Consider the following 21,205-nt stretch of genomic DNA (forward strand, 5'->3'; position numbering starts at 1 on the left):
CTTATGGCTTGGTTATCCGATGCGCTGTTCGGTTGACGCCAAGGCCATTCTCAACCCGTCGGCCAAGGTGCTGCAGGTGCTGAACCCTGATAAATCCACCCCCAGCTGCACCAGGGTCTGGGAAATTTTGGCCCGGATGCCGGTAATGATGCATTCGGCACCCATGAGTTTGGCTGCCGAGGCCGCAGTCACCAGGTGCCTGGCCACCAGGGTATCCACCACCGGGATACCTGAAATATCCAGAATGGCCACATTGGCCTGGTTATCCTCCAGTGACGTGAGCATGGTTTCCATCATCAGTTGTGTCCGGGTGCTGTCCAGCATCCCCACCAGCGGAATCATGAGGATGCGGTCCCATATCTTCACCACCGGGACCGAGACCTCCATAAATGCCTGCTGCTGCTCACGAATCAGACTTTCTCTGGATTCAAGATAGACCTCAAAGGTATAAAGCCCCAACTGGTCAATGACCCTGTTGATAACGAGGATATAATCCATGAGAAGGCGGTCATCCTTGTGCTCTTTCTGGAATACCGGCACAATGGCATCTTTCAGGGAGAAGATAAAGGTGGCGGTTTCGGATGGGCTCATGTTTTTCAGGGTCAGATCCTTGCTTAAATCACCTAAAATTTTGCGCATTTGTCGATAGTCATCCATCTGGATGTCCGTACCAGAAGACAGCAACGCTGAAAACTGACCCAAGACCTCGAGGGTATTCTCCTTCATGCGATCCAGACCGATCATCTCCACCAGATTTTTTGCCTTGGCGATCAACAGCGTTTTCCATAGCTCATGAATCTGTTTTTCATTTTTTTTCAACAATTCAGCAGTTTTTTTCTCAATTTCAGACATCTGTTATCTCCTTATTTTAAGAGTATAAGAATTTCCATTTCCCACCACCCAGCACCCAGCACCCATTTCCTTTGGTTCAGGTTCGAGTCGCTGCTGCCGGCTTATGCCGTCAAATGCTCGGGGTTCAACACCAGCAGAACCCGTCCGTCTCCGAGAATACTCACCCCGCTGACAATATTGATCCCCGAAAGCATTTCAGGCAGGGGTTTTACAGCGATTTCCATATTCTTGTCAAACCGGTCAATGATCAGACCGAACTTGCCCCCGGCATTTTTAAGGATCACGCAGGCCCACTCTTGTTCGCCTGTTTTATTGATTTGAGAGCCGGCAGATCCGGGTATTTTTTTCGAAATAATCTCTTGCAAATGCACTGCCGGCAGCACTTCCCCCCGGTAATAAAATACCAGGGCGTCTCCGGCCTGTCTGAATTTTTCCGGTGCCAGTTTTACCGTGGAAAGGATACATTCAATGGGCAGGGCATAGGAATTGCCGGCCGCCTCAATGAACAACACCGTGTCTATACCTAGGGTGGTGGGAATGGACAGGGTCACCTGGGTCCCCTTGCCCTGGTCCGACATGAGGTTAATGGTGCCCCCAAGGGAACGTACCGTGGTTTTGACCACATCCATGCCAACCCCTCTGCCGGAAATATCCGTCACCTCGTCGGCAGTGGAGATGCCGGGCATGAATATCAGGTCCAGCAGCCCCGGATCATCTTTGGCGTCAATTTTGAACCCTTTTTCCCTGGCTTTTTTGAACAATTTTTCCCGATCAATGCCTTTGCCGTCGTCAATGATGTCGATGATAATGCTGCTGCCCTGTTTGACTGCCCGGAGCAAGAGGGTGCCTTTTTGCGGTTTGCCTTGCGTCTCACGCTCTTTACCGGTTTCAATGCCGTGGTCACAGGCATTCCTCACCAGATGAATCATGGGATCTGTCAGCACATCCGCCACCTTTTTGTCGATTTCAATCTCTTCGCCGTCGGTCATGAGCTGGATGGATTTTTTCTGCTTGTTGCTGATGTCCCGCACCACCCGGACAAACTTGGTAAAAATCCCCTTTATGGGAACCATTCTCAGGGCCACCACAGAGTGCTGGATTTCACTGGTAAGTCTGGAAAACAGGTGGAGATTTTCCTCCATGGCCCTGACCGTGGGGCGGATATCCCCGTCCGCCGATTCCAACTGGTCCAGGAGATAGGCGTATCTGTTCCGGGCAATGAGCATTTCTCCCACCATATTGGAAAAGCGCTCGATCTTTTTCTCATCCACCCGCATACTTTGTATGGATGCCGACTTGCCGGATTCGTCTTCATTTTTCTGTGTTTTCCGCCGGTCCGCCGATTCCAGCACCTGCTGCTTTTTCAATGCAAGGGCCACATCTTCTTCAGATACCTTTCCCAAGTCCACCAGCAATTCTCCCACCACTTTCTGACGGCTTAAGGCCTCTTCCAGATCCGCCTCCTGGATTTTTTTCTCCCGGATCAGGATTTCACCCAGCCTGGCGGATTCTTCCAGAAGCTGATCCAGAAGGGAGCGGACATCTTCCAGACCGGATAATAGATCGGGATTATCTGACCGCAGTTCCGGATCATGCCAGTTTTCCCACACATCCGCCGCCTTGACGGACAACTCCTTGTACCCCACGGTGTCTGCGCAAACGGTTAAATCCCTTAATGTCTGAACCGCAAGGGCTTTGCGATCCGCAAAGCTGTGGGATGTATCCATGCAGATACCTAAAATTTCCTCGAATTGAAACACCTGTTCATAAAACACATCATGGATGTCCTTGGGCAGTGTCGGCACACAGACTGTGACCGCTTCCTTGTGACCGGCGTCATCATATTTGAGCAGTTGCTGGTACAACAGAGGCAAATTCGGCATGGGATTTCCGTCTGCCAGGACGGAAATGGCATGTTTGATAAAATCCATGGATTTAAGAATGACATCCACTGTTTCTGGGGTGGCAGGTATCAGTTTCTGCCGCAGTTTCTCAATCAGGGATTCTGTGGCATGGGTGAACCGGGTCAGTTCCCTGACCCCAATAAAATCCGCATCCCCCTTGATATTGTGAACCACCCTGAAAATCGCATTGAGTGAATCGTCGGAGCCGCTTGTTTCGTACTCAATGATGCTCTGTTCCGCCGCCTCCAGCATTTCAAAAGCACCTTCCAGGAATTCGCCCATGGCCTCTTCCATGTCCATCTGGAACTCAGGCAGGGTGTCTTCATCCATCTCATCCGGCACAGGATCATTGTCGGCCGCCTCTTCTGACGCGACGCTCTGTGCTGCAATTGATTCAATAACCAGCTCTTTTACCCGATTATCCCCTAAACCGTTGTTAAGGTCTTCAATCGTATCGGATGACAATGATGTAGAGACATAAAGTACCGGCTGCAGATAAAGCTTCAGAGGATCAAACGTGTCCAGCCCCGGAATATCTGTTCCCCCCATCACCGGAAAATAGTTCTGACACTTGTCCTGGAGTTCAGCCATAAACCGGGCCTGGTCCGGCATATCCCCCGAGGAAAAATCAGCGTATGCCCAGTATATTTTATAGGCCTGCTGTTTTTCCATGATCGCCGATTCAAGAACAGCACGGATGTTTGACGGAAGGGGGGCTGTTTCCAGGGTAAGGGCGGAAGCGGCAGATTTTTTATAACAGGTTTGAAGACGCTCTACGAGTTCCGGGTCTATATCAGGCACCCGGCCTTTTTCATAGGTTTCTATCATGGCAGTGAGGCTGTCCGCAGCCACCAGAATCGTGTCCACCACCTCCGGGGTCAACTCGACCTCTTTGTTACGAAGCACGTTGAACAGATTTTCCAGGTGGTGTGAAAAATCAGTGATCCGCGCCAGGTCATAAGAACCGGCACTCCCTTTGATGGTATGAATTCCCCGGAACAAGGCATCCAGCAATTCGGTCCGGGACGGGGCTGCCTCCAGTTTCAGGATATCTTCGGAAACCGTTTCCAGAATCTCCCTGGCTTCCTGGAGAAATTCTTTCTTAAATTTTTCGGTTATCTCTTCATATGCCATACGATTACCTTTATCCTCGTATACGCCGGTTTATGGTTTTTCAGATCCTGCACCCATATCCAGTGTGGGGCTGATCCCGTAGAGCCGGCACATATTTTTCAGAAGCGGATCATTGCCTTCCAGGTTCAGGTCGATCTCTCGTTCCCGGCAGAATACGGCCAGGGAAAGAAGGAACTGCAAATAGCCTGTATCCAGTTTTTTTAGTTTGTCTATTTTCAAATTGATGCGCTGGATTCCATCGGGGATGTCAGCGGCTTTCTGCGCATCCACTGTCACCTTATCAACAGTCGAAACCGGGTGCAGGGTCAGTGTGACGGTTGTTTTGCGTTTAGTCATTCTCATGGGGCACCCCCAGCAGCAGTTTAATATGCTGTACCAGTTGTTCCGGTTTCACGGGCTTGACCAGATAAAGATTGGCGCCTTTGATATACGCTTTTGTGCGATGGATCTCCTCCTCCTGGGTGGTAAGCACGATGATGGGCAGATCCTGCCGGTGTTCCTGCCGCAGTTCCTGGATCATGGTGAGGCCGTCCATGCGCGGCATGTTGATGTCGGAAAGGATAAGGTCATAGGCCTTGTTCAAGGACTTTTCAATGGCCTCAATCCCATCCCCTGCCACATCTGCCGCAAACCCCTCCACCTTCAGGATATTGGAGTGAAAGCTCCTGACCACCGGTGAATCGTCCACCACAAGAATCTTCTTCATGTCTGTTTCTTCCCCATATTATTTATAGTAGACCAGGTGCTTACCCATCCGTTTCATTTTGAAGGCCGCAGACAAGCGACTGACGCTTTCACTGGACCCCAGAAAAATATACCCTCCTTTGTTCAGGGAGATATAAAACTGGTTCATGAGCCGTTTTCTTGAATCATCGTCAAAATATATCAGCAGGTTACGGCAGAAAATAAAATCAAATCCCCTTTTCTTGCGTACTGTGTCCTTATCGTTTAGATTCAGATGTTCAAAATGAACCAGCTCTTTGAGCTGATCGCTGACCGTGTAGGCGCCGCTCCTGCTTCGTGTAAAATACTTCATCAGGTATTCCTTGGGAACGTCTCTGATGCTTCGCTGGTAATAGACACCGTTTTGGGCCTTTTTGAGTACATTTTCATCAATGTCGCTGGCCACAATCTCAATTTTAAAGTCCTCAGGATCATCCAGCATGGCCAACAGGATAATGGCAAGGGTATAGGGTTCTTCCCCGGTGGAACAGGCTGCGGACCAGATCTTCAAGGTACGGTCTCCCGCGGCGATCTTTCTATTTTCGACATCCTCAAGACAATTTTCCCCAAAGGCCTGGAGCTGGGGAAAATCCCGGAACAGATACGTTTCATTGACGGTCAGAAGGTTTACCAATCTCTGGAATTCCTGACCTTTGAGATCCTGGAACCGAAGCAGGCGGATATAGTCGGCCACGGTAGCAATGGCAAGCTCCCGCATCCGCTTGTTTATCCGTTTTGAAATAAAATACAATTTCTGAGGTTCAAAGCGGATCCCGCACTTACGATAGATGAATTCGCTAAGAATCCGGAATTCATCCTGGGAAATTCTGACGTCGCCGGGACTCGTGCCGGATTGAAAAAAGGCTTTTCGTGGGCTTCCCATTAATACTCCTGTTCGGTCAGATCTTCATATAATTGTTTCAGTTCTTGATTGCCGGTGCGTTTCAATATGTCCTGAATTTTCTGCCTGGCGTCTTGGGTGTCTGATTTAAAGAGCCATCGCAGCCCTATTGCCTGCATGCCCGGTTGTTCCATCAGCTCAAATCCAATGGGGTCTATCTGTTCCGGATCGATAAGCTGGTTTTCAAGAACCAGGTCACAGGCCGTGTACCGAATGGCCGGATCTGCTTCCGTATTCTCAATCAGGCCCAGGAGAAAGTCTCTGACGGCTTTATTTCCGGTGATTCGAGGGAACCGGCGGCTGCTTTCGATAACGGCTTCCATATAATCTTCGGCATAAATGCCGGAACCGTCCATGCTTGAGAGGAATTGTTCAATAATCTCAACATCACCCGATCTTGCCACCAACCGGATAAATTCCGGCAGAAACAGGCCGTTGATTTCCCGGATATCCCCGTTGGGGCACAGCACCTTAAATACGCTTTGGATATGCTGGGCCCCGCCCATCACAGAAAGGGCTTCAAGGATCGCTGAGACCAGCATGGGCTCGGTTTTGGTTTCCAACACTCGGATCATCTCCGGCAGGCTGTCGGTATCGGACAGCTGCCCCAGATACTCGACGGCCGTAATTTTTACATTGACGGACGGATCGAAAAGCCCGGCGCGCAAAGCCATAACCGCTGTTTTTGACCGTGTGGCATAGAGGGAATCCATGACCAGCTTTCTCACCTCACGGTCAGCATGATCCAAATAGGCGGTCAAAAACGCAATGGCCGCATCCCCCCCTTCACCGAAAATATCAACTGCGGCGTTGCGCAAAAATGCCTCCGGACTGGAAAACATGCCAAACAAACGCGGGAACACGGATTCAATATCAATACCTTTCAGGGCATCCACCAGACTTTCCCTGACCGCCACGCTCGACTCTTCGCCTAAACGTTCCACCAGCCATTCCGGGGCCTTGTCCGGCTGCTCATCAAGGATATCTTGCACCGCATAAAGCCGTTCTGCTTCATCCGGGCTGTGCAGCTTTTGTTTCAACCGTTCCATTGATAAAATCCTTTAAAGCTTGAGCAGGTGGGCCACCTGCCTCAACAGCTCATCCAGAGACAATTTTGTGATATGGGCATTGGCTTTCATGGCTTTGGCCCGCTCTTTCATGCCGATATCCCCGATGGAGGAATAGACCAGAACCGGGGTCCGGTTCCGATCCGGATCGTTGCGGATATGCCCCAACACGGACAACCCGTCCTTTTTGGGCATTTCAACATCTGCAATCACCAGGGCGATGTCCGGATTTTCATCAAACAGATCAATCGCCATCTCTCCGTCCCGGGCGGTGATGACCTTTAAATTTCTTTCAGATAATTCGGTCTCCAGCATCTGCCGGACCGGGGCGGAATCCTCGGCCACCAGAATGAGTTGACCGTCCCCTTTAAGTTCTGTTGTTATGCCTTGATCGTCAGGTTTTGCTGCCAGAGAGGGTGACAATTCCAGGACAATCTTTTCGTAATCCGCCAGCAGTATATTGGTCTCTTGATCCGGGCGGGCAATGGCCAGTATGTAGGGATTATCCAGTGACCCCATGATCTGCTTGGTGTCTTTTACCTGCTCCCATGAAATGGTGTGTACCTGCTCCACGGCATTCACCCAGAAACCGGTGATGGTGTTAAAGAACTCGGTAATGATCACCCGGCCTTCGCCGTCATCGCTTTCCAGTCCCAATACCACGCTCAGGTCTACCAGGGGAACAATCGCACCATGGTCATAAAACATCCCCATGACCGCGGCATGCATATTGGCCTCTTTGCCTGCATACTGTTCCGGACGGTTGATGACCCGGCTGACTTTAAGAATATTGATTCCCAGGTGCAGTTTGCCGATCTTGTACTCTAAGATTTTCAGCTCGTTTGAACCGCTTTTTAAATAAGAATCCGGCTCATTCATACTGGCCATTTATATACCTCCTTGTTATTTCGATATTCAAACTCAACGAAAATTGAACCCCTTCAGGCTGGTACACATTTTCAACCCCCACCCGGGCATCTAAAACCCCTGCGGCAAGCTTGCAGAATGCCAGGCCAAGCCCCTGGCCCCGCCATTGTTTTTTCCTGCGCAATTCAAGTTGTATCTCCGGCTCGAAAATACGTTCCAATGAAGCTTCGGGAATATGGTTGCCGCCGTTGAAGACCAGAAATCGAATGGTACCGTTATCAACCCTGGTCTCCAGGACGATCCTTCCGCCGGGATCGGTATGGACCAGAGCGTTGTATAAATAGTTTTCAAGAATCCGGAATACCAGGTCTTCATCCGACTCAATGGTTGCCATAACATTGTCCAGGCACTGGAAGTCGATTTCTTCGGCTTCTGCAAATTGCCTGAATACACCGGACAGGTCCTTGAGCAGCTCAGAGGCTCCAAACCGGGACCAATGGACAGGCAGCTGTTTGGTGGACATGATCTCTTTCAGGTCTGAAACCATCCGGCCCGCCCGTGCCATGGCATGCATGCTTGACCGGACCATCTGACTGTCCCGGTCCAGGCGGGGGTCAATTTTTCCCCTTTCGATACGGTCCAACATCCAATGGGACACCATGATCGGCTTTTCCAGATCATGGATCATCATACGGACCAGGCGGGTCAATTCATCTTGTTTTGAATTGGAATCATCCATGTCTATCATCCCACAGCCTTTATGATTTCTTCTGCAATCTCATAGCAGGGCTTGACAATATCGGCGCCCCCGCGTTTGATGGCTTCCTGGGGCATACCAAAAACAATGGCCGTCTCCTCACTCTCGGCAATGGTCGTCCCACCGGCCGCCCTGATTTGGACCATCCCGTCGGCCCCGTCGTCCCCCATACCGGTCAGGAGAACCCCCACCGTGTCTTTACCGAAAATCTTAACCACCGACGCCATCATGACATCCACCGACGGCATGAAACTATGCTCGGGTCTGGATGGGGCCCTGAGGATGATACTTTTTTTACTCTTTTCCCAGAGGGTCAGATGGCGTCCGCCCGCCCCCATGTAAATATGGCCGGGTTCCACTGTCATGCTCGGGCTGCTCTCGACACATGTCATCTCGCACGCATTGTTCACCCGCTCTGCAAAAGAGGTGATAAATTTAGGCGGCATGTGCTGCACCAGAAAGACGGCGGCGTTCAGATTCTTTGGCAGATGGGGCAGCACGTCAAACAGGGTCTTGGGCCCGCCGGTTGACACCCCCATGGCGACGGCTTTAAACCCGAACTGGTTGCCGGTTCTTCGGCTTTTCACCCGCGTGAGCAGGCTGGGTTTGTTTTTTCTCTCAGGCGTCTTCCTGGACAGTCGCTTGACAAGCCCCCGGCGGCCTCTATGTGCGGCCTTTATTTTGGCGGTCAGCTCATTGCGGACCTCGGCAATATTGATGGAAACCGTGCCCCCCGGTTTTGCCACATAGTCAAAGGCGCCCAGGGCCATGGCCTGGAAACTGGCCTCTGCCCCTTCCTGGGTCAGGGAGGAGACCATGAGTACCGGTGCGATCCCCTCATCCACAATGATCTGCAGGGCTGTGATGCCGTCAAGCTTTGGCATGTTGATATCCATGGTGACCACATCCGGCATCAGTTCCCGGGCCTTGATCACGGCATCTTCCCCGTCTCGCGCGGCCCCAATCACCTTCATGCCCCGAACCGATTCAATCATTTTGGTCAGGGATCTGCGCATCAGGGCAGAGTCATCACAAATCAAAACTTGGATATCAGGCATGGTCTGTTTGATTCTCCTCTTTCTATGGTTATACCGGCTGCCGCCGGCAGTCTGCCGGGGCAACCAGTAGATGTTCTCGTTTATTCGGCAATGGAAAGGCTTTCACCTGACTTGGGCGAGGGCTTTGTTGCCGTGGTTTTCCTGGGTGCTGCCTTTTCAGCTATTTTCTTTTTGTCACCCATTTTCTTAAGATTGGACAACTCCGTCTTGTTAAGCATTTTGGACACATCCAGCATCACCACCATGCGTTTGCCGTCTTCAATCTTGCAAACCCCTTTCATGAGCTGGCCGGTATCCTGTTCCGTCACAATGGACGGGGTGTCATCGATATCCGCCTTGTTCAGTCGCAAGACCTCATTGACCTGGTCCACCCGTATGCCGGTCCTGTTGCCGTTGATATCAACGATGATGACCCGGGTCCGGTCGTCCACCGCCAGGTCTTCCAGGCCGAACAGCTTCCGGATATTGATCACCGGAATCACATTACCCCGTAAATTGGTCATGCCGTCGATAAATTCAGGTGCCCGGGGCACATGGGTGATGTCTGACAGCCGGTTGATCTCCTGAACCTGCATGATGGGCAGACCGTACTCCTCTTCGTTGATGGAAAAGGTGACTAGCTGTTCCTCGTCCATACTCTGTTCGGTGATGGACCGATCATCCTCCCCCACCCGCCCCTTGCCGGACATTTTGTCCTGCATGTCGGATAACGCTTTGGAGGTTTCACCCGAAACCAGGGTGGATTCATCCATGATCATGATCAGGCGCTTGCCCTCATCCAGCTTGGCCACGGCCCGGAGTTCCTGCCTGTCTGATCTGGCCATGGCAGGGGTGTCGTCTATCACCGACTTGGGGATTCTCAAAACCTCATCCACCCAATCCACCAGATAGCCGATGGTCATGCGCCCGGATTCCACCACCATGGTCCGCTGATCTTCCTGAATATGCGCCTCCATGCAGGTCATGACAGTGCTGATGGTGTCTTCTAAGGTTTTGAACAGGGGTGCCACATTTTCGTTGGTAAAGACGGCAGCCGCCTCTTTGTCCGTTTCAAAAAGCGCCAGGGCCTTTTCGACGGCTGTGTAAAGGTCGCTGCGCTCGCGTTTCAGGCGTTTGATCAGAAGCTCCAGCTCCACGCTGGAGGTGTTATAGCTTTCAATCCATTTGCCAAAGGCCGTTTCCCAGGGATTGGTCTCCCCGGTAAACCGCTGGCCTGTGCCCATGCGATTCTGCAGTTCTGTTACCGTCATCTGCTCTTCTTCCCGGAACCGGGTCAGCAGGGCCAGTCGTTCAGAGATGAGGCTGGGCAGTCCTAAAATCCGGCGCATGTCCAAAATAGGCATAAGGTGATTCCGGATGGTGAACAGCCCCAACACCGTGTCCGGAACATTGGGGACGGCTGTGATGCTGTTCACCTTGAGAATCTCGCTGACCTTGTCAATGTCAAAGGCATACTCATCTGCGCCCACACGAAAAGAGACCAGCTGTTCTTCCTCTGACAAGGCCGTATCCTCTGATGCCGAATCCATTGTCTGGGCCGATGCCTGGGCCTTTTTTTCCTGGGTCGCAATATCCACCACCACGACTTCATCCAGATTGAGCATGAGCACCAGACGCTTGCCTTCATCCACCTTGACAACCCCGTTGAGGAATTCCTTGTCCACCCCTTTGCACACCGCCGGGGGGGGTTCGATGAGTGAATGGTCCATGCGCATGACCTCCCGGACCCGGTCCACAATCAGGCTGATCTGCTGGCCTTTGTTTTCCACCACTAAAAGCCGGGTCTGATCCGTGGCATCCTTATGGGTCATGGCAAATCGGGTGCGGGTGTCAATCACCGGCAGCACATTGCCACGAAGGTTACAGATGCCGGAGACATATTCCGGACTCCTGGGAATTGGGGTGATATCAGGCAGACGGACAATCTCTTTTACACTGTTGATTTCCAGGCCGAATTCCTCATCTGCCAGGTCAAAAACAACGCACTGCCCCTCGTCCAGATTTTCTGCCAAATCCCCGGCGGCTTCACTGCCGGGGTTTGGGGCGGTTTTTGTCTCTGCCATAGCTTACCCTCCCATATTTTGCATTTCATCGGCCTGGCTGGCAATATCCTCAATGGCTTCAGCAATCTGTTCCATACCCTTGTTGCCCTGTTCTGCAGCCGTGGAGGCTTCAGTGGCCGATTTGGATGCTTCTTCAGCGCCGTTGGCAATCTCTTCAACCGCTTTGTTGGCCTGTTCCAGCGCAGCAAGGGTCTCAGTGGCACCACTGGCGATATCAGTAATCCCGATCTGAATTTCGTCCATGTCGGTATCTATGACATCCAGGTTGGCCGTGGTCTTTTTGGCGTTTTCCACTTCCTGGGCAGCGGTGTTGGCGGATTCTTCCAGGTCGCCGGATACTGTAACAATCTGGTTCTGCATGGCCCGGACCATATCCTGGATCTTTTCAGCGTTCTCTGATGAATCACTGGCAAGGGTCCTGATGTCGCCGGCCACCACGGAAAATCCCCGACCGAACTCGCCGGCCCGGGCCGCTTCGATGGAGCCGTTCACCGCCAGCATATTGGTCTGCAATGCCACATTTACGATTTTGTCCACAATCTTGTTGATGGCATTGGTCTTTTCATCCAGCTTCTTGACATTGATCACAGACCCCTTGGCAGATTCGGCTGCCTTGTCGATGTTGGCGATCAGATTGTCGGTGTTCACCTTGTTATTGGTCACAAGCTCTTTGATATCTTCAATGCGTTTGCCGGAATCATCCGCCCGTTCCGCCATACCATTGGCTGCGTTTTCAAGACGTTCACCTAACTCTTTGGTGGTATCAGCGACTTCGGCCTGGTTGGAAGAGCCTTTGGCAATCTGCTCCAGGGCAGTCATGATCTGGGAGGCCGTGGCCCTTGCTTCCTCGATGTTGGCGGAAAGCTGTTCAGCCGCGGCAGCCACTTCTTCGGCCGATTTCTGGCTGTCTGTGGCATTTTTAAGGGTTTCGGTCAGTTCGGCCAGATTTTCACTGGCGGCCTGCATCTCGTCAAAGGCCTTGTTCTGCTCGCCGATGGCTTTGGTGGCTTCTTCTGCTGCGCTGCTCTGTTCTTCTGCATTGGAGGCGATGTCCTCGGCGCCTTTGAGGAAATCCTCCGCGTCAGATAGAACGTTTTTGGCATTCTGGTCAATCGCTTTGGAGCTATCTACCACGTCTTTCATATCACTGGCGATTTTACCCAGATCATCGGTGATCTGTTTGGCCTTTTCAACTTCTGCCACGGATTCATTGGTGGCAGACTCGATATCATTGACCACCTGCTGCACCTGGGCCTGGATTTCGTCCACCACATTCCTGATGTCCCGGGCGCTCTGTTCGGAAATCTCGGCCAGGTTTCGGACCTCGTCGGCCACCACGGCAAACCCCCGGCCGTGCTCACCGGCCCGGGCCGCCTCAATGGCGGCATTTAATGCCAGCAGGTTGGTCTGGTCGGCAATACGGACCACGGCACCCACGATCTCGCCGATCTGCTCGGAATTTTTTTCCAACTCCTTGATCAGTTCCGTGGACTGCCGGTTGGCGTCTGCCGATTCCTGAACGCCTTTGACCAGGGCTTCAATATCCAGGGTCGTGGTATTGATCAGTTCCTGGAGAAAAGTCCCTTTTTCCAGAGAGACCTTGGCCCGGTCGTTGGCGATTTCAGCAGCTGTCTTGATCTGGTTGATGGCGGCCCGGGACTCCTCGGACGCGGCAGATGCCTCTTCCGCCACAGACGAGATCTGCTCCATGTTGTTCTGGAGTTCTTCGGATGCGGCAGCGGCTTCGGCCAGGGATGAAGACATCTGCTCCACGGCCGCGGCCAGACGCTCGGCAATGGCCTGCTGACGGGCAAGGGTTCTGGCCTTTGCCTTTTCCTGTGCCTGCTTTTTGGCCAGGGCCCTTTTTTCAGCCATGTCGTCGCCGTGGTCGATTTTTGCGGTAATACCGGTTTTCATTGCGGCGGGTTTTGCCATTGTTTTAGCCATTTTTATTCCTCCTGTTGTCTGGATTTACATCTATATTTGTTGATTGACGGGGATTATCAAAGGGTTTGTCTGCCGAGGGATCTTTGTCGGACGGGCTCTGGACAAACAAACCGTTTTCACTTTGAATGGTGATGCTTTTGATCTCGCCGAGATCGATGTCCAGGGCGCTGACCTTTAAGATACCGTTGCTGTCAATGGCAAAGGTCACGTCAATATTGGATTCACCCTTTTTTTTGGTGGGATCGGTTTTCAGTTCAAACCATCCCAGGGAAACGAATGTCTCTTTATCCATGCCTAAACGCTGCTGGACATGAATAAACACACGCGTCTGGTTGTCTTGGGTGTTGGTGAACAAATGGGACACTTCGGTGGGATAGACCGTTCCCTTGGGGATAAGGGGAACAAATTCACCCTGGTCATCTTCTACGCCCAGGTCATGGGGGCTGATGTCAAAGAATTGGATACCCTTGACCGTGCCGGCCAGGATACCGGCCAGGATACCGGCGCCCCGGGCCACAGCCTCGTCCGGATTAATGTTCTTTTTGAGCTGATTCCGGGCAATGATCTGGGGAGCAGCCTGTGTTTTTTCGTTTGATTCCGGCTCAGGCTGGATGATAATCCGCTTGACCAGTTCTTCAAGTGCCGGCACCCGGGTACTGCCGCCCACCAGCAATACGGTATCCACCCAAGGCGGTTTCAACCCGGCTTCCTTGAAGGTTTGCCGGATATGTCTGCCGATCTGTTCCAGCAGCGGCTGAATCAGTTCCTCCAGTTTCCCCCGGGTCAGGGTCAGGTTCAGATGAATGGGTCCTTCCGGGGTGACGGTGATATAAGGCACCAGAATCTGGGTTTCGTCGGTGGAGGACAGGTCTATTTTTGCCTTTTCCGCATGGATCACCAATTGCTGAAACGCAATTTTATCCGCCTCTAACTCAATGTTGTGGGCTGTTTTAAACTCCTCAAGGATATGGTCCACAACAGCACGATCAAAATTAACCCCGCCGATGGTGGTGGCGCCCCCAACCCCCTTTACCCGGAACACCTTGTCCTTGTATTCCATAAGGGTAATATCAAAGGTGCCGCCCCCCAGGTCCAGAACCAGCAGCTTTGAGTCCTCTTTTTCACTCAGGCCGTATACCAGGGCCGCGGCGGTGGGTTCATTGAGCAGCTTGATGGGGTTGAGCCCGGCTTTTCGGGCAGCCTTTAAGGTATCTTCCCGCTGGGTGTCGTTGAAATAAGCCGGGATTGTGATGACGGCATCCTGAATCTCGCTCCCAAGATAAGTCTGGGCGGTTTGTTTCAGGTTCTCCAGGATGAACCCAGATATATCCACAGGCGTGTAAGCTTTGCCGTGGAGGGTGTATGTCGTATCAGTCCCCATCTGCAGCTTGGCATGGGAAATGGTTTCATCCGCGTTGAGCACAGCCCGGCTTTTGGCCATCTGTCCGATGATGATCTCCTGGTTCTTTTTAAAATGGACCACAGACGGTGTGATACGTTCTCCGCGCTCATTGGGGATGATCCGGGGGGAGCCGTCTTTGATATAGGCCACCAGGGAATTGGTCGTCCCCAGGTCAATGCCGATGACCGGAGATGTTGACGTTTTTTCTGCGGGTGCAGGGGTGTCGGAATCCGTATACGTCTTTTTTTCATCCATGTTCGTATCTGTTTGCTTTGTATCTTTAGATTTTGTCATCGTTCCTGCTTATTATCGCCAGATTCCCCCGGGCAATTTCATTTTCAGGATCCTGTTCCAGAATTATTTCCAGGGTCTTTACGGCCCGGTCAATAAATCCCAGACCGTGGTAGACGACTGCCAGGTTTAACTGCGCCTTGATATGGGACGGATTAAAAAACAGCACGGCCTGGAGCAATCCCATGGCATCGATAAAATTATCCTGCTTCATTTCCCTTACGGCCTTTTTGAAAATTTCATCAATGGTGTCGGGTGCCGATCGTCCATCCGTCGACGTTTTCTCAGCTGCGTCATGCGCCTTCAGACCTTGAATTTCCTTCTCCAAAGAACTGATTTTAGTGAGAAGCGCCTGTTTTTCCCGTTCCATCTCCTGCAATCGTTCCAACCGGCCCAGGGTATCTAAATCCGGCACCTTTTTTCCCAGAAGGTCGCTCAAGCTTGTACCTGTGTAAAAATCAGAATCGCTCTTTTTAGCCATGGTTTTCAAACGACTCATGGGAATTGAGTATAAATCGGGCCAGTTTCCGGTAATCATCCGCACCAATGCTTTTGGGGTCAAATTCGAATATGGTCTGCTTATAGCCGGGCGCTTCGGCCAGTTTGATATTGGTCCGGACAGCCGGTGCCATTTTCTCTTTGCCAAAGTTATGGATAATTTCCCGGCAGATACCTTTGGACAGCCGGGTATTTTTGTTAAAAAAGGTGGGGACAATCCCCTGGAGCCGCAGATCCGGATTCCAGGTGGCGTTGACCAGATAGATCAGGCGCATCATTTCAGCCAGGCCCTCCATGGCCAGAAAATTCATCTGGAGCGGAATATAGACCTCGGTTGCCGCCACCAGGGACGAGATCATCAACAGGCTGACGGTGGGTGGGGGGTCAATAATAACAACATCATACCTTTCTCTTGCAGTGGTGATGGTGTCTGTCAGATTTGTTTCCTGGCCTTCCTTGACCGAATGGTGGATTTCGTATTGGGTTAAATCCCTGGATGCCGGTATCAGATCAATATTTCCTAAATGGGTATTCAGCACTGCTTTATCCATGGTGATCTCTTTGGCAAGTACATGGGCGACATTCATCCGGTCCGTCTCCGGTGAGAAGCCAAGGGAAAGGGAGGCATGGGCCTGGGGATCCATATCTACAATCAGAACCCGATGGCCCGCCAGGGCCATGGCATGGGCGATGTTGATCACTGTCGTAGTCTTGCCGCATCCGCCCTTACGGTTGGCAAAGGTGATAAAGCGGGTTGGGGATTCTTGTGTAAAGGGTTTCGTATTTCCCATAAATTACATACCTTGGTTCAGCGCTTTTGGCTTTCATAGGGCAAAGGGGTATTGATGCTCACCTTGTGTACCATCATGTGCAGCACCTGTTCCAGATCCATGAGATTGTCTTCCACTGACATGAGCAATCGGGGCCGCAGCCTCCTTGCCTGGGAGTGGGTGGTCATGGCATTGTCCGGCAGAATAAGAATCAATGGCACATCAAGCAGCAACTCTTTATCTTTGATCAGCGTGGAAAGCTCGTCATGATCAGATGCCAAGGCAATCACTCCGATGATATCCTGCTTCAGCTCCCTCAAACGCGTCGACAGGCTGCGAAACCTGCGGTAAACTTCGCATGCAGCGCCTGTATTTTCAGCTATATTCTGAATTTTTTTTGCCGCACCCGTATTTGATGTAGCAAAATAGATTAATATCATTATGGCACTCATTGTGAAAGGGTTATGTTCAAGGGGGTATTGCCTATTATTGAAAATGCATAGGAATGCAAGTAATTCAAAAAGTGTGCCACACTTGTTTTGGAGTAAATATTCTCTTAGATTACAGGAAAGAAGTACAAATCAGATCAGCGAATTTGATTGAGCCGGTGGTAAAAATCCTGTCAAACAGGACAGATTGCTATCCTCTTTTCACGGTCAAGACACCATAGGATCGACGAATTTGGGGTAATTATTTAATATTCATAAAATGCGGCAAGGAAACCCCTGAGTCTTTAGCTCAGGGGAGGAATTGCCGCCTCCTTTTGGTTAAAAAAATTTTTTGTAAAAGGCATATAATATTTAAACAGCCATATGCCAGGGCTCAACACCCGTTTCCGGGGTAATGTTTGCCTCGTCAATGTTATGATCGGGTTTGGCGCAAGCAGCACCGGCTTAACCCCTTAAACCTGTTTAACCACTTGCCGTAGAGCCTGGAGCTGGCAAGCACCCCAGGGTACCTGTTTCCGACCTAACGTAGTGCGCGAAGCACTTAGACTGGTCAACTTTGGGGCCTTTTCAAGCCCCTCGGTCTTCAGCCGAGGGGTAGTTGACATAAATTTTTGCAAGGATAGTTGCCGTCCTGCCTGACAGGATTTTTGTCCTGTCATACAGGACAAGCCATCAATCAGTTAATCGGCCTTGATCATCGTTGTTTCGGCCAATGGTAGCCCATGGTAGGTTGGGTTGAGGAACGAAACCCAACAATTATAAAGTGTTGGGTTTCGTTCCTCAACCCAACCTACACGGTGGCCCAAATACGGTGGCCCAAATGATGATCATGGCCAGTTAATCCTTGCCTGAACGGGTCTCTTTCTTTTGTGCGTCCAGAATATTTCGAACGGTTTTGGCAATCACCGGTCTCAATATGGGTTTCATCAATAATGCTTTGGCCCCGATAATTTTTGCCCGTGCTTCATTGATGATTTCACTAAAGCCCGTACAAATGATTATGGGTATATCATCACGTATTGCCAAAAGCATACTTGTCACCTGATCACCGGTCAGTTGGGGCATCGTCATATCGGTGATGACCAGATCATAGGCATGAGGGCTGCCTTCAAATTTTTCCAGCGCCTCAATGCCATTGGTAAAACTTTCAACCGAATACCCAAGGCGTACCAGGGTTTCTGAAATCTGCCCGGCAATCGGCGCTTCATCGTCAATAACCATGACACGTTCATCACCTTCCGGTAATCGTTCATTTTCATTTGACACATTGCGGTGTTCCAGCTGTTCTAAAGCAGGTAAGCAAATTGTAAATGTCGTACCCTTATCAGCCTCGCTTTGAACTGAGAGCTCTCCGCCACACTCTGCCACGATTCCAAAAACGACGGACAGGCCCAATCCAGTTCCCTGTCCTTTTTCCTTGGTTGTAAAATAGGGTTCAAATATTTTATTCAAATCCTCTTTTGAAATACCATGGCCATTATCGCTGACTGACAGGGAAACATATTTTCCGGGCGCTAAATGAAAATCAGGATTATCCGCATCTAAGTCAATCGCACTGAGTGTGATGTCAATTCTACCGTTGAATTCACTGACCGCATGCTTTGCATTGGTAATAAGGTTCATTAACACTTGATGCATTTGATTGGGGTCTGCCATCACCCGGTTGCATGTTCGCTCGATTTCCGTATGTATCTCAATGGTTGTGGGGATTGTCGATTTGATTAATTGTACAACCTCTTTTACGATGGGCTGGAGTCTGATGGGTATCAACCGGTGTTCTTCCTGGCGGCTGAAAGCAAGAATCTGGTTGACAAGTTCAGCGCCGCGAATGCCTGCATTATAAATATTTCTAACCTTGGTATTCTGGGGGCTTTCTTCCGGGAGATCATATAACAGCAGCTCTGAATACCCGATTATCGGGGCAAGGATATTGTTAAAATCATGGGCAATGCCACCGGCAAGATTTCCGATGGACTCCATTTTCTGGGCCTGCTGCAAGCGTTTTTTTACCGTTTTCTGATCGGTGATATCTTTGACGAAAACCACAAGGCGCCCTCCATCCAATGGTTTGTATTGTATGCTCGCCTCGACATCAATTATTTTTTCATCCTTGCATCTGTTCCGGAATTCAAAACGGGTTTCTGCTTTTTCAAGAATTGCATTTAGATTCACGAAACGCTTGCTATCTTTTTGAACTGACTCAAGGTCTTGTATGCCCATGGACAAAAGCTCATCGCGACTGTAACCGGTCATGTTGCAATATGTGTCATTCACTTCAAGAAGCTTACCTGTCACATCGGCAAGAAAAAAGCCATCCATGGCTGTCTGGATGATTGATTTATGCTTTTCTTCACTTTCCAACAGCTTTTTTTCCATGTTATGTCTGTATAAAGCGATTTCAATGGCTGTTTGAAGCTCAGCATCCTTAAATGGTTTCAGGATATAGCCGTATGGTCCTGTTCGTTTAATCCGCTCTACGAAGTCTTTGCTTGCGTAGGCCGTCAGATACACAATAGGAATTTTATGCGCCTTTGAAATTCTTGCAGCCGTTTCAATACCATCAATTTTGTCTTTCAACTGGATGTCCATGAGAATGATGTCCGGCGAGACACCTTTAATCATTTCAAGTGCCTCCTCACCACTTGATGTTGAACCACAAGTTTCATAATTCAGTTTTTTCAATATTTTTTCCGTGGTTCGGATAAACAGCAAATCATCTTCCACGATGAATATTCTTTTTTTCTTTTTCATGAGTTCTGCAAACCACCTAAGCTTTTCTTTATTCAGAAATAGATTTTCTTTATGGCCTGAAGTATAAAGAACGCAACCCGTTAGAACAACCTGTTTTATCAATTTTAACATTTATAATCCCATTGACTGAAAATTTAAGGAAATGCTAAAAGACCTTTCTCGGAATAGATAATTACCTGTGACAACTTCGATAAATCGGGGCTTATGAGTGATTTAAACAAAATTCTGATCATTGATGATGATGAAAGTATCTGCAGAATGGTGGCAAAGCAGATAAAATCTGACGGCCACCATATCGATTGCGCGTATACCGGCAAAAGCGGAATTAGAAAACTGAAGGAAGGCGCATATAAAGTGGTTTTGCTGGATCTGTGCCTGCCTGACGGTAACGGCCTGGATCTGTTACCCCAAATTAAGAAAAGGGGGGATTCACCGGAAGTAATCATATTGACAGGCAACGCCGATCATTCCAGTGCCGCGTTGAGCATTACCATGGGGGCATGGGATTACATTCAAAAGCCGTTTTCCACCGAAGAATTGAAAGTTATCATTAACAGGGCAATCACGTATCAAAACAAAAAACGATATAATGACGTTAACTGGTTAGACCGGAAGCATATTATCGGCGAGTCCCGGAAGATCAAGCAGACACTCAATCTTGTGGCGCAAAGTGCCCAAAGTGATCTAAATGTCCTCGTTTCCGGGGAGACCGGGACCGGGAAGGAGTTGATTGCGCTCACCATCCATGAAAACAGTGCGCGAAAAGATAACGACTTTATTGTTCTTGACTGCTCTATTCTGACGGAATCTTTAATTGAAAGTACGTTGTTCGGACATAAAAAAGGCGCCTTCACCGGTGCCATTCAGAACCGAATCGGTGTTGTTGAGCAGGCACACCAGGGGACCTTGTTTATGGATGAAGTCGGCGAACTGCCGTTATCGAGCCAAAAAGCATTCTTGCGTATTCTCCAGGAAAGGAGCTACCGGCCCTTGGGGGCAAAGCAAACGAAAACAAGCAATTTTCGATTGATCACTGCGACCAACCGCGACCTGAAAAAAATGGTCAAGGAAAAAAATTTCAGAGAAGATCTGTACTATCGCTTGAAATCGCTGGAAATATATATACCCCCGTTGCGGGAAAGAAAGGATGATATACCGAAATTAGCTGTTTTTTATGTCACAAAAATTTGTGCACGGTTAAAAATTCAATCCAAAAAATTGTCCCCGGAATTCCTTGAGGCCTTGGTAAAAAATGATTGGCCCGGAAATATCAGAGAACTTATCAATACCATTGAGCATGCTATTGTCATTGGACGATCAGAACCTGTTTTGTATCAACATCACCTGCCGGAAAATATCAGAATATCTTCGTTACAAAAAGATTTAAAAAAAGAGTATCCGGTTGAACCGCTTTTCAATGGTTATACAACCGACATGCCATCGCTTCAAACGGTCCGTGATACAGCCATTTACGAGGCAGAAAAAAAATATCTGGAAACCTTGAAAAACGCCTGTAATGGGAATATAGCGTTAATGCAAAAAAAAGCAGGAATTTCCAGATCCCGGATTTACTATTTACTGAAGAAATATAATATTTCCAGATAAGGCCCATGGTCGGAATTAAATCTGCCACAGATGCGCCGGGAAATTTGTTTCTACAAATAGAAGCATTTCTATTGACACCGCTATAAAAACCTTTTAATTTGATCATTAAAAAAAATCTATACAGATAGGGCGCATTATGAAAACTGGGCTTGCTTATAACATCGGC

At 49.8% G+C, this 21,205-nt stretch carries 17 protein-coding genes; 1 reads left to right on the forward strand and 16 read right to left on the reverse strand.

Annotation, left to right across the window (positions count from 1 at the left end; genetic code table 11):
* Positions 1-12: 12 nt before the first annotated feature.
* The 16 genes from HXW94_RS09250 to HXW94_RS09325 all read right to left on the reverse strand — a co-directional run bounded on the left by HXW94_RS09250 (position 13) and on the right by HXW94_RS09325 (position 19,434).
* Positions 13-852: an STAS domain-containing protein gene (locus HXW94_RS09250; RefSeq protein ID WP_178366615.1), complete on the reverse strand. Its 840-nt coding sequence runs from the start codon at positions 850-852 to the stop codon at positions 13-15.
* Between the two features lie 101 nt (positions 853-953).
* A complete protein-coding gene (locus HXW94_RS09255) occupies positions 954-3,890 on the reverse strand; it encodes a chemotaxis protein CheA (RefSeq protein WP_178366616.1) in 2,937 nt (978 codons plus the stop codon).
* 30 nt (positions 3,891-3,920) lie between these two features.
* The gene (locus HXW94_RS09260; RefSeq protein ID WP_178366617.1) at positions 3,921-4,232 is read right to left on the reverse strand and encodes a hypothetical protein; all 312 of its coding nucleotides are present in this window, start codon (positions 4,230-4,232) and stop codon (positions 3,921-3,923) included.
* Complete coding sequence (locus HXW94_RS09265) at positions 4,219-4,596, reverse strand: response regulator (protein ID WP_178366618.1); 378 nt, start codon at positions 4,594-4,596, stop codon at positions 4,219-4,221. Before HXW94_RS09265 ends, HXW94_RS09260 begins: the two co-directional genes overlap by 14 nt.
* An 18-nt stretch (positions 4,597-4,614) precedes the next feature.
* Positions 4,615-5,496 (reverse strand): CheR family methyltransferase, encoded by an 882-nt coding sequence (locus HXW94_RS09270; RefSeq protein ID WP_178366619.1) that lies wholly within the window; start codon positions 5,494-5,496, stop codon positions 4,615-4,617.
* A complete protein-coding gene (locus HXW94_RS09275; protein WP_178366620.1) occupies positions 5,496-6,563 on the reverse strand; it encodes a HEAT repeat domain-containing protein in 1,068 nt (355 codons plus the stop codon). Before HXW94_RS09275 ends, HXW94_RS09270 begins: the two co-directional genes overlap by 1 nt.
* A 12-nt stretch (positions 6,564-6,575) precedes the next feature.
* The gene (locus HXW94_RS09280; protein ID WP_178366621.1) at positions 6,576-7,469 is read right to left on the reverse strand and encodes a chemotaxis protein CheV; all 894 of its coding nucleotides are present in this window, start codon (positions 7,467-7,469) and stop codon (positions 6,576-6,578) included.
* The gene (locus tag HXW94_RS09285; RefSeq protein ID WP_178366622.1) at positions 7,453-8,187 is read right to left on the reverse strand and encodes a sensor histidine kinase; all 735 of its coding nucleotides are present in this window, start codon (positions 8,185-8,187) and stop codon (positions 7,453-7,455) included. Before HXW94_RS09285 ends, HXW94_RS09280 begins: the two co-directional genes overlap by 17 nt.
* A 5-nt stretch (positions 8,188-8,192) precedes the next feature.
* Positions 8,193-9,263: a protein-glutamate methylesterase/protein-glutamine glutaminase gene (locus HXW94_RS09290; RefSeq protein WP_178366623.1), complete on the reverse strand. Its 1,071-nt coding sequence runs from the start codon at positions 9,261-9,263 to the stop codon at positions 8,193-8,195.
* Positions 9,264-9,343: 80 nt separating this feature from the next.
* Positions 9,344-11,326, reverse strand: a complete 1,983-nt coding sequence (locus HXW94_RS09295; protein ID WP_178366624.1) for a chemotaxis protein CheW — start codon at positions 11,324-11,326, stop codon at positions 9,344-9,346.
* A 3-nt stretch (positions 11,327-11,329) separates the two neighbouring features.
* Complete coding sequence (locus HXW94_RS09300; RefSeq protein WP_178366625.1) at positions 11,330-13,273, reverse strand: methyl-accepting chemotaxis protein; 1,944 nt, start codon at positions 13,271-13,273, stop codon at positions 11,330-11,332.
* Positions 13,266-14,969, reverse strand: coding sequence for an Hsp70 family protein (locus HXW94_RS09305; RefSeq protein ID WP_178366626.1), 1,704 nt, complete (start codon positions 14,967-14,969; stop codon positions 13,266-13,268). The genes HXW94_RS09300 and HXW94_RS09305 overlap by 8 nt, the downstream gene beginning before the upstream one ends.
* A complete protein-coding gene (locus HXW94_RS09310) occupies positions 14,956-15,447 on the reverse strand; it encodes a tetratricopeptide repeat protein (protein WP_218576644.1) in 492 nt (163 codons plus the stop codon). Before HXW94_RS09310 ends, HXW94_RS09305 begins: the two co-directional genes overlap by 14 nt.
* The gene (locus tag HXW94_RS09315; RefSeq protein WP_178366628.1) at positions 15,440-16,255 is read right to left on the reverse strand and encodes a ParA family protein; all 816 of its coding nucleotides are present in this window, start codon (positions 16,253-16,255) and stop codon (positions 15,440-15,442) included. The genes HXW94_RS09310 and HXW94_RS09315 overlap by 8 nt, the downstream gene beginning before the upstream one ends.
* Before the next feature lie 17 nt (positions 16,256-16,272).
* Positions 16,273-16,674: a hypothetical protein gene (locus HXW94_RS09320; RefSeq protein WP_218576645.1), complete on the reverse strand. Its 402-nt coding sequence runs from the start codon at positions 16,672-16,674 to the stop codon at positions 16,273-16,275.
* A gap of 846 nt (positions 16,675-17,520) precedes the next feature.
* On the reverse strand, positions 17,521-19,434 hold the full coding sequence (locus HXW94_RS09325) for an ATP-binding response regulator (protein WP_178366630.1): 1,914 nt from the start codon (positions 19,432-19,434) through the stop codon (positions 17,521-17,523).
* A gap of 204 nt (positions 19,435-19,638) precedes the next feature.
* Here HXW94_RS09325 and HXW94_RS09330 point away from each other — a divergent pair, with 204 nt between their 5' ends.
* Positions 19,639-21,039, forward strand: a complete 1,401-nt coding sequence (locus HXW94_RS09330; RefSeq protein ID WP_178366631.1) for a sigma-54-dependent transcriptional regulator — start codon at positions 19,639-19,641, stop codon at positions 21,037-21,039.
* Positions 21,040-21,205: the final 166 nt, after the last annotated feature.

The organism is Desulfobacter latus, assembly GCF_013389365.1.
In the GTDB taxonomy this organism is placed as follows: Bacteria; Desulfobacterota; Desulfobacteria; order Desulfobacterales; family Desulfobacteraceae; genus Desulfobacter; species Desulfobacter latus.

Coding starts and splice junctions, on each gene's coding strand:
- HXW94_RS09315 (WP_178366628.1), bottom strand. CDS start 16,255: ATGGGAAATACGAAACCCTTTACACAAGAATCCCCAACCCGCTTTATC.
- HXW94_RS09250 (WP_178366615.1), bottom strand. CDS start 852: ATGTCTGAAATTGAGAAAAAAACTGCTGAATTGTTGAAAAAAAATGAA.
- HXW94_RS09265 (WP_178366618.1), bottom strand. CDS start 4,596: ATGAAGAAGATTCTTGTGGTGGACGATTCACCGGTGGTCAGGAGCTTT.
- HXW94_RS09305 (WP_178366626.1), bottom strand. CDS start 14,969: ATGACAAAATCTAAAGATACAAAGCAAACAGATACGAACATGGATGAA.
- HXW94_RS09285 (WP_178366622.1), bottom strand. CDS start 8,187: ATGGATGATTCCAATTCAAAACAAGATGAATTGACCCGCCTGGTCCGT.
- HXW94_RS09330 (WP_178366631.1), top strand. CDS start 19,639: ATGAGTGATTTAAACAAAATTCTGATCATTGATGATGATGAAAGTATC.
- HXW94_RS09255 (WP_178366616.1), bottom strand. CDS start 3,890: ATGGCATATGAAGAGATAACCGAAAAATTTAAGAAAGAATTTCTCCAG.
- HXW94_RS09295 (WP_178366624.1), bottom strand. CDS start 11,326: ATGGCAGAGACAAAAACCGCCCCAAACCCCGGCAGTGAAGCCGCCGGG.
- HXW94_RS09275 (WP_178366620.1), bottom strand. CDS start 6,563: ATGGAACGGTTGAAACAAAAGCTGCACAGCCCGGATGAAGCAGAACGG.
- HXW94_RS09290 (WP_178366623.1), bottom strand. CDS start 9,263: ATGCCTGATATCCAAGTTTTGATTTGTGATGACTCTGCCCTGATGCGC.
- HXW94_RS09260 (WP_178366617.1), bottom strand. CDS start 4,232: ATGAGAATGACTAAACGCAAAACAACCGTCACACTGACCCTGCACCCG.
- HXW94_RS09320 (WP_218576645.1), bottom strand. CDS start 16,674: ATGATATTAATCTATTTTGCTACATCAAATACGGGTGCGGCAAAAAAA.
- HXW94_RS09270 (WP_178366619.1), bottom strand. CDS start 5,496: ATGGGAAGCCCACGAAAAGCCTTTTTTCAATCCGGCACGAGTCCCGGC.
- HXW94_RS09310 (WP_218576644.1), bottom strand. CDS start 15,447: ATGGCTAAAAAGAGCGATTCTGATTTTTACACAGGTACAAGCTTGAGC.
- HXW94_RS09325 (WP_178366630.1), bottom strand. CDS start 19,434: ATGAAAAAGAAAAAAAGAATATTCATCGTGGAAGATGATTTGCTGTTT.
- HXW94_RS09280 (WP_178366621.1), bottom strand. CDS start 7,469: ATGGCCAGTATGAATGAGCCGGATTCTTATTTAAAAAGCGGTTCAAAC.
- HXW94_RS09300 (WP_178366625.1), bottom strand. CDS start 13,273: ATGGCTAAAACAATGGCAAAACCCGCCGCAATGAAAACCGGTATTACC.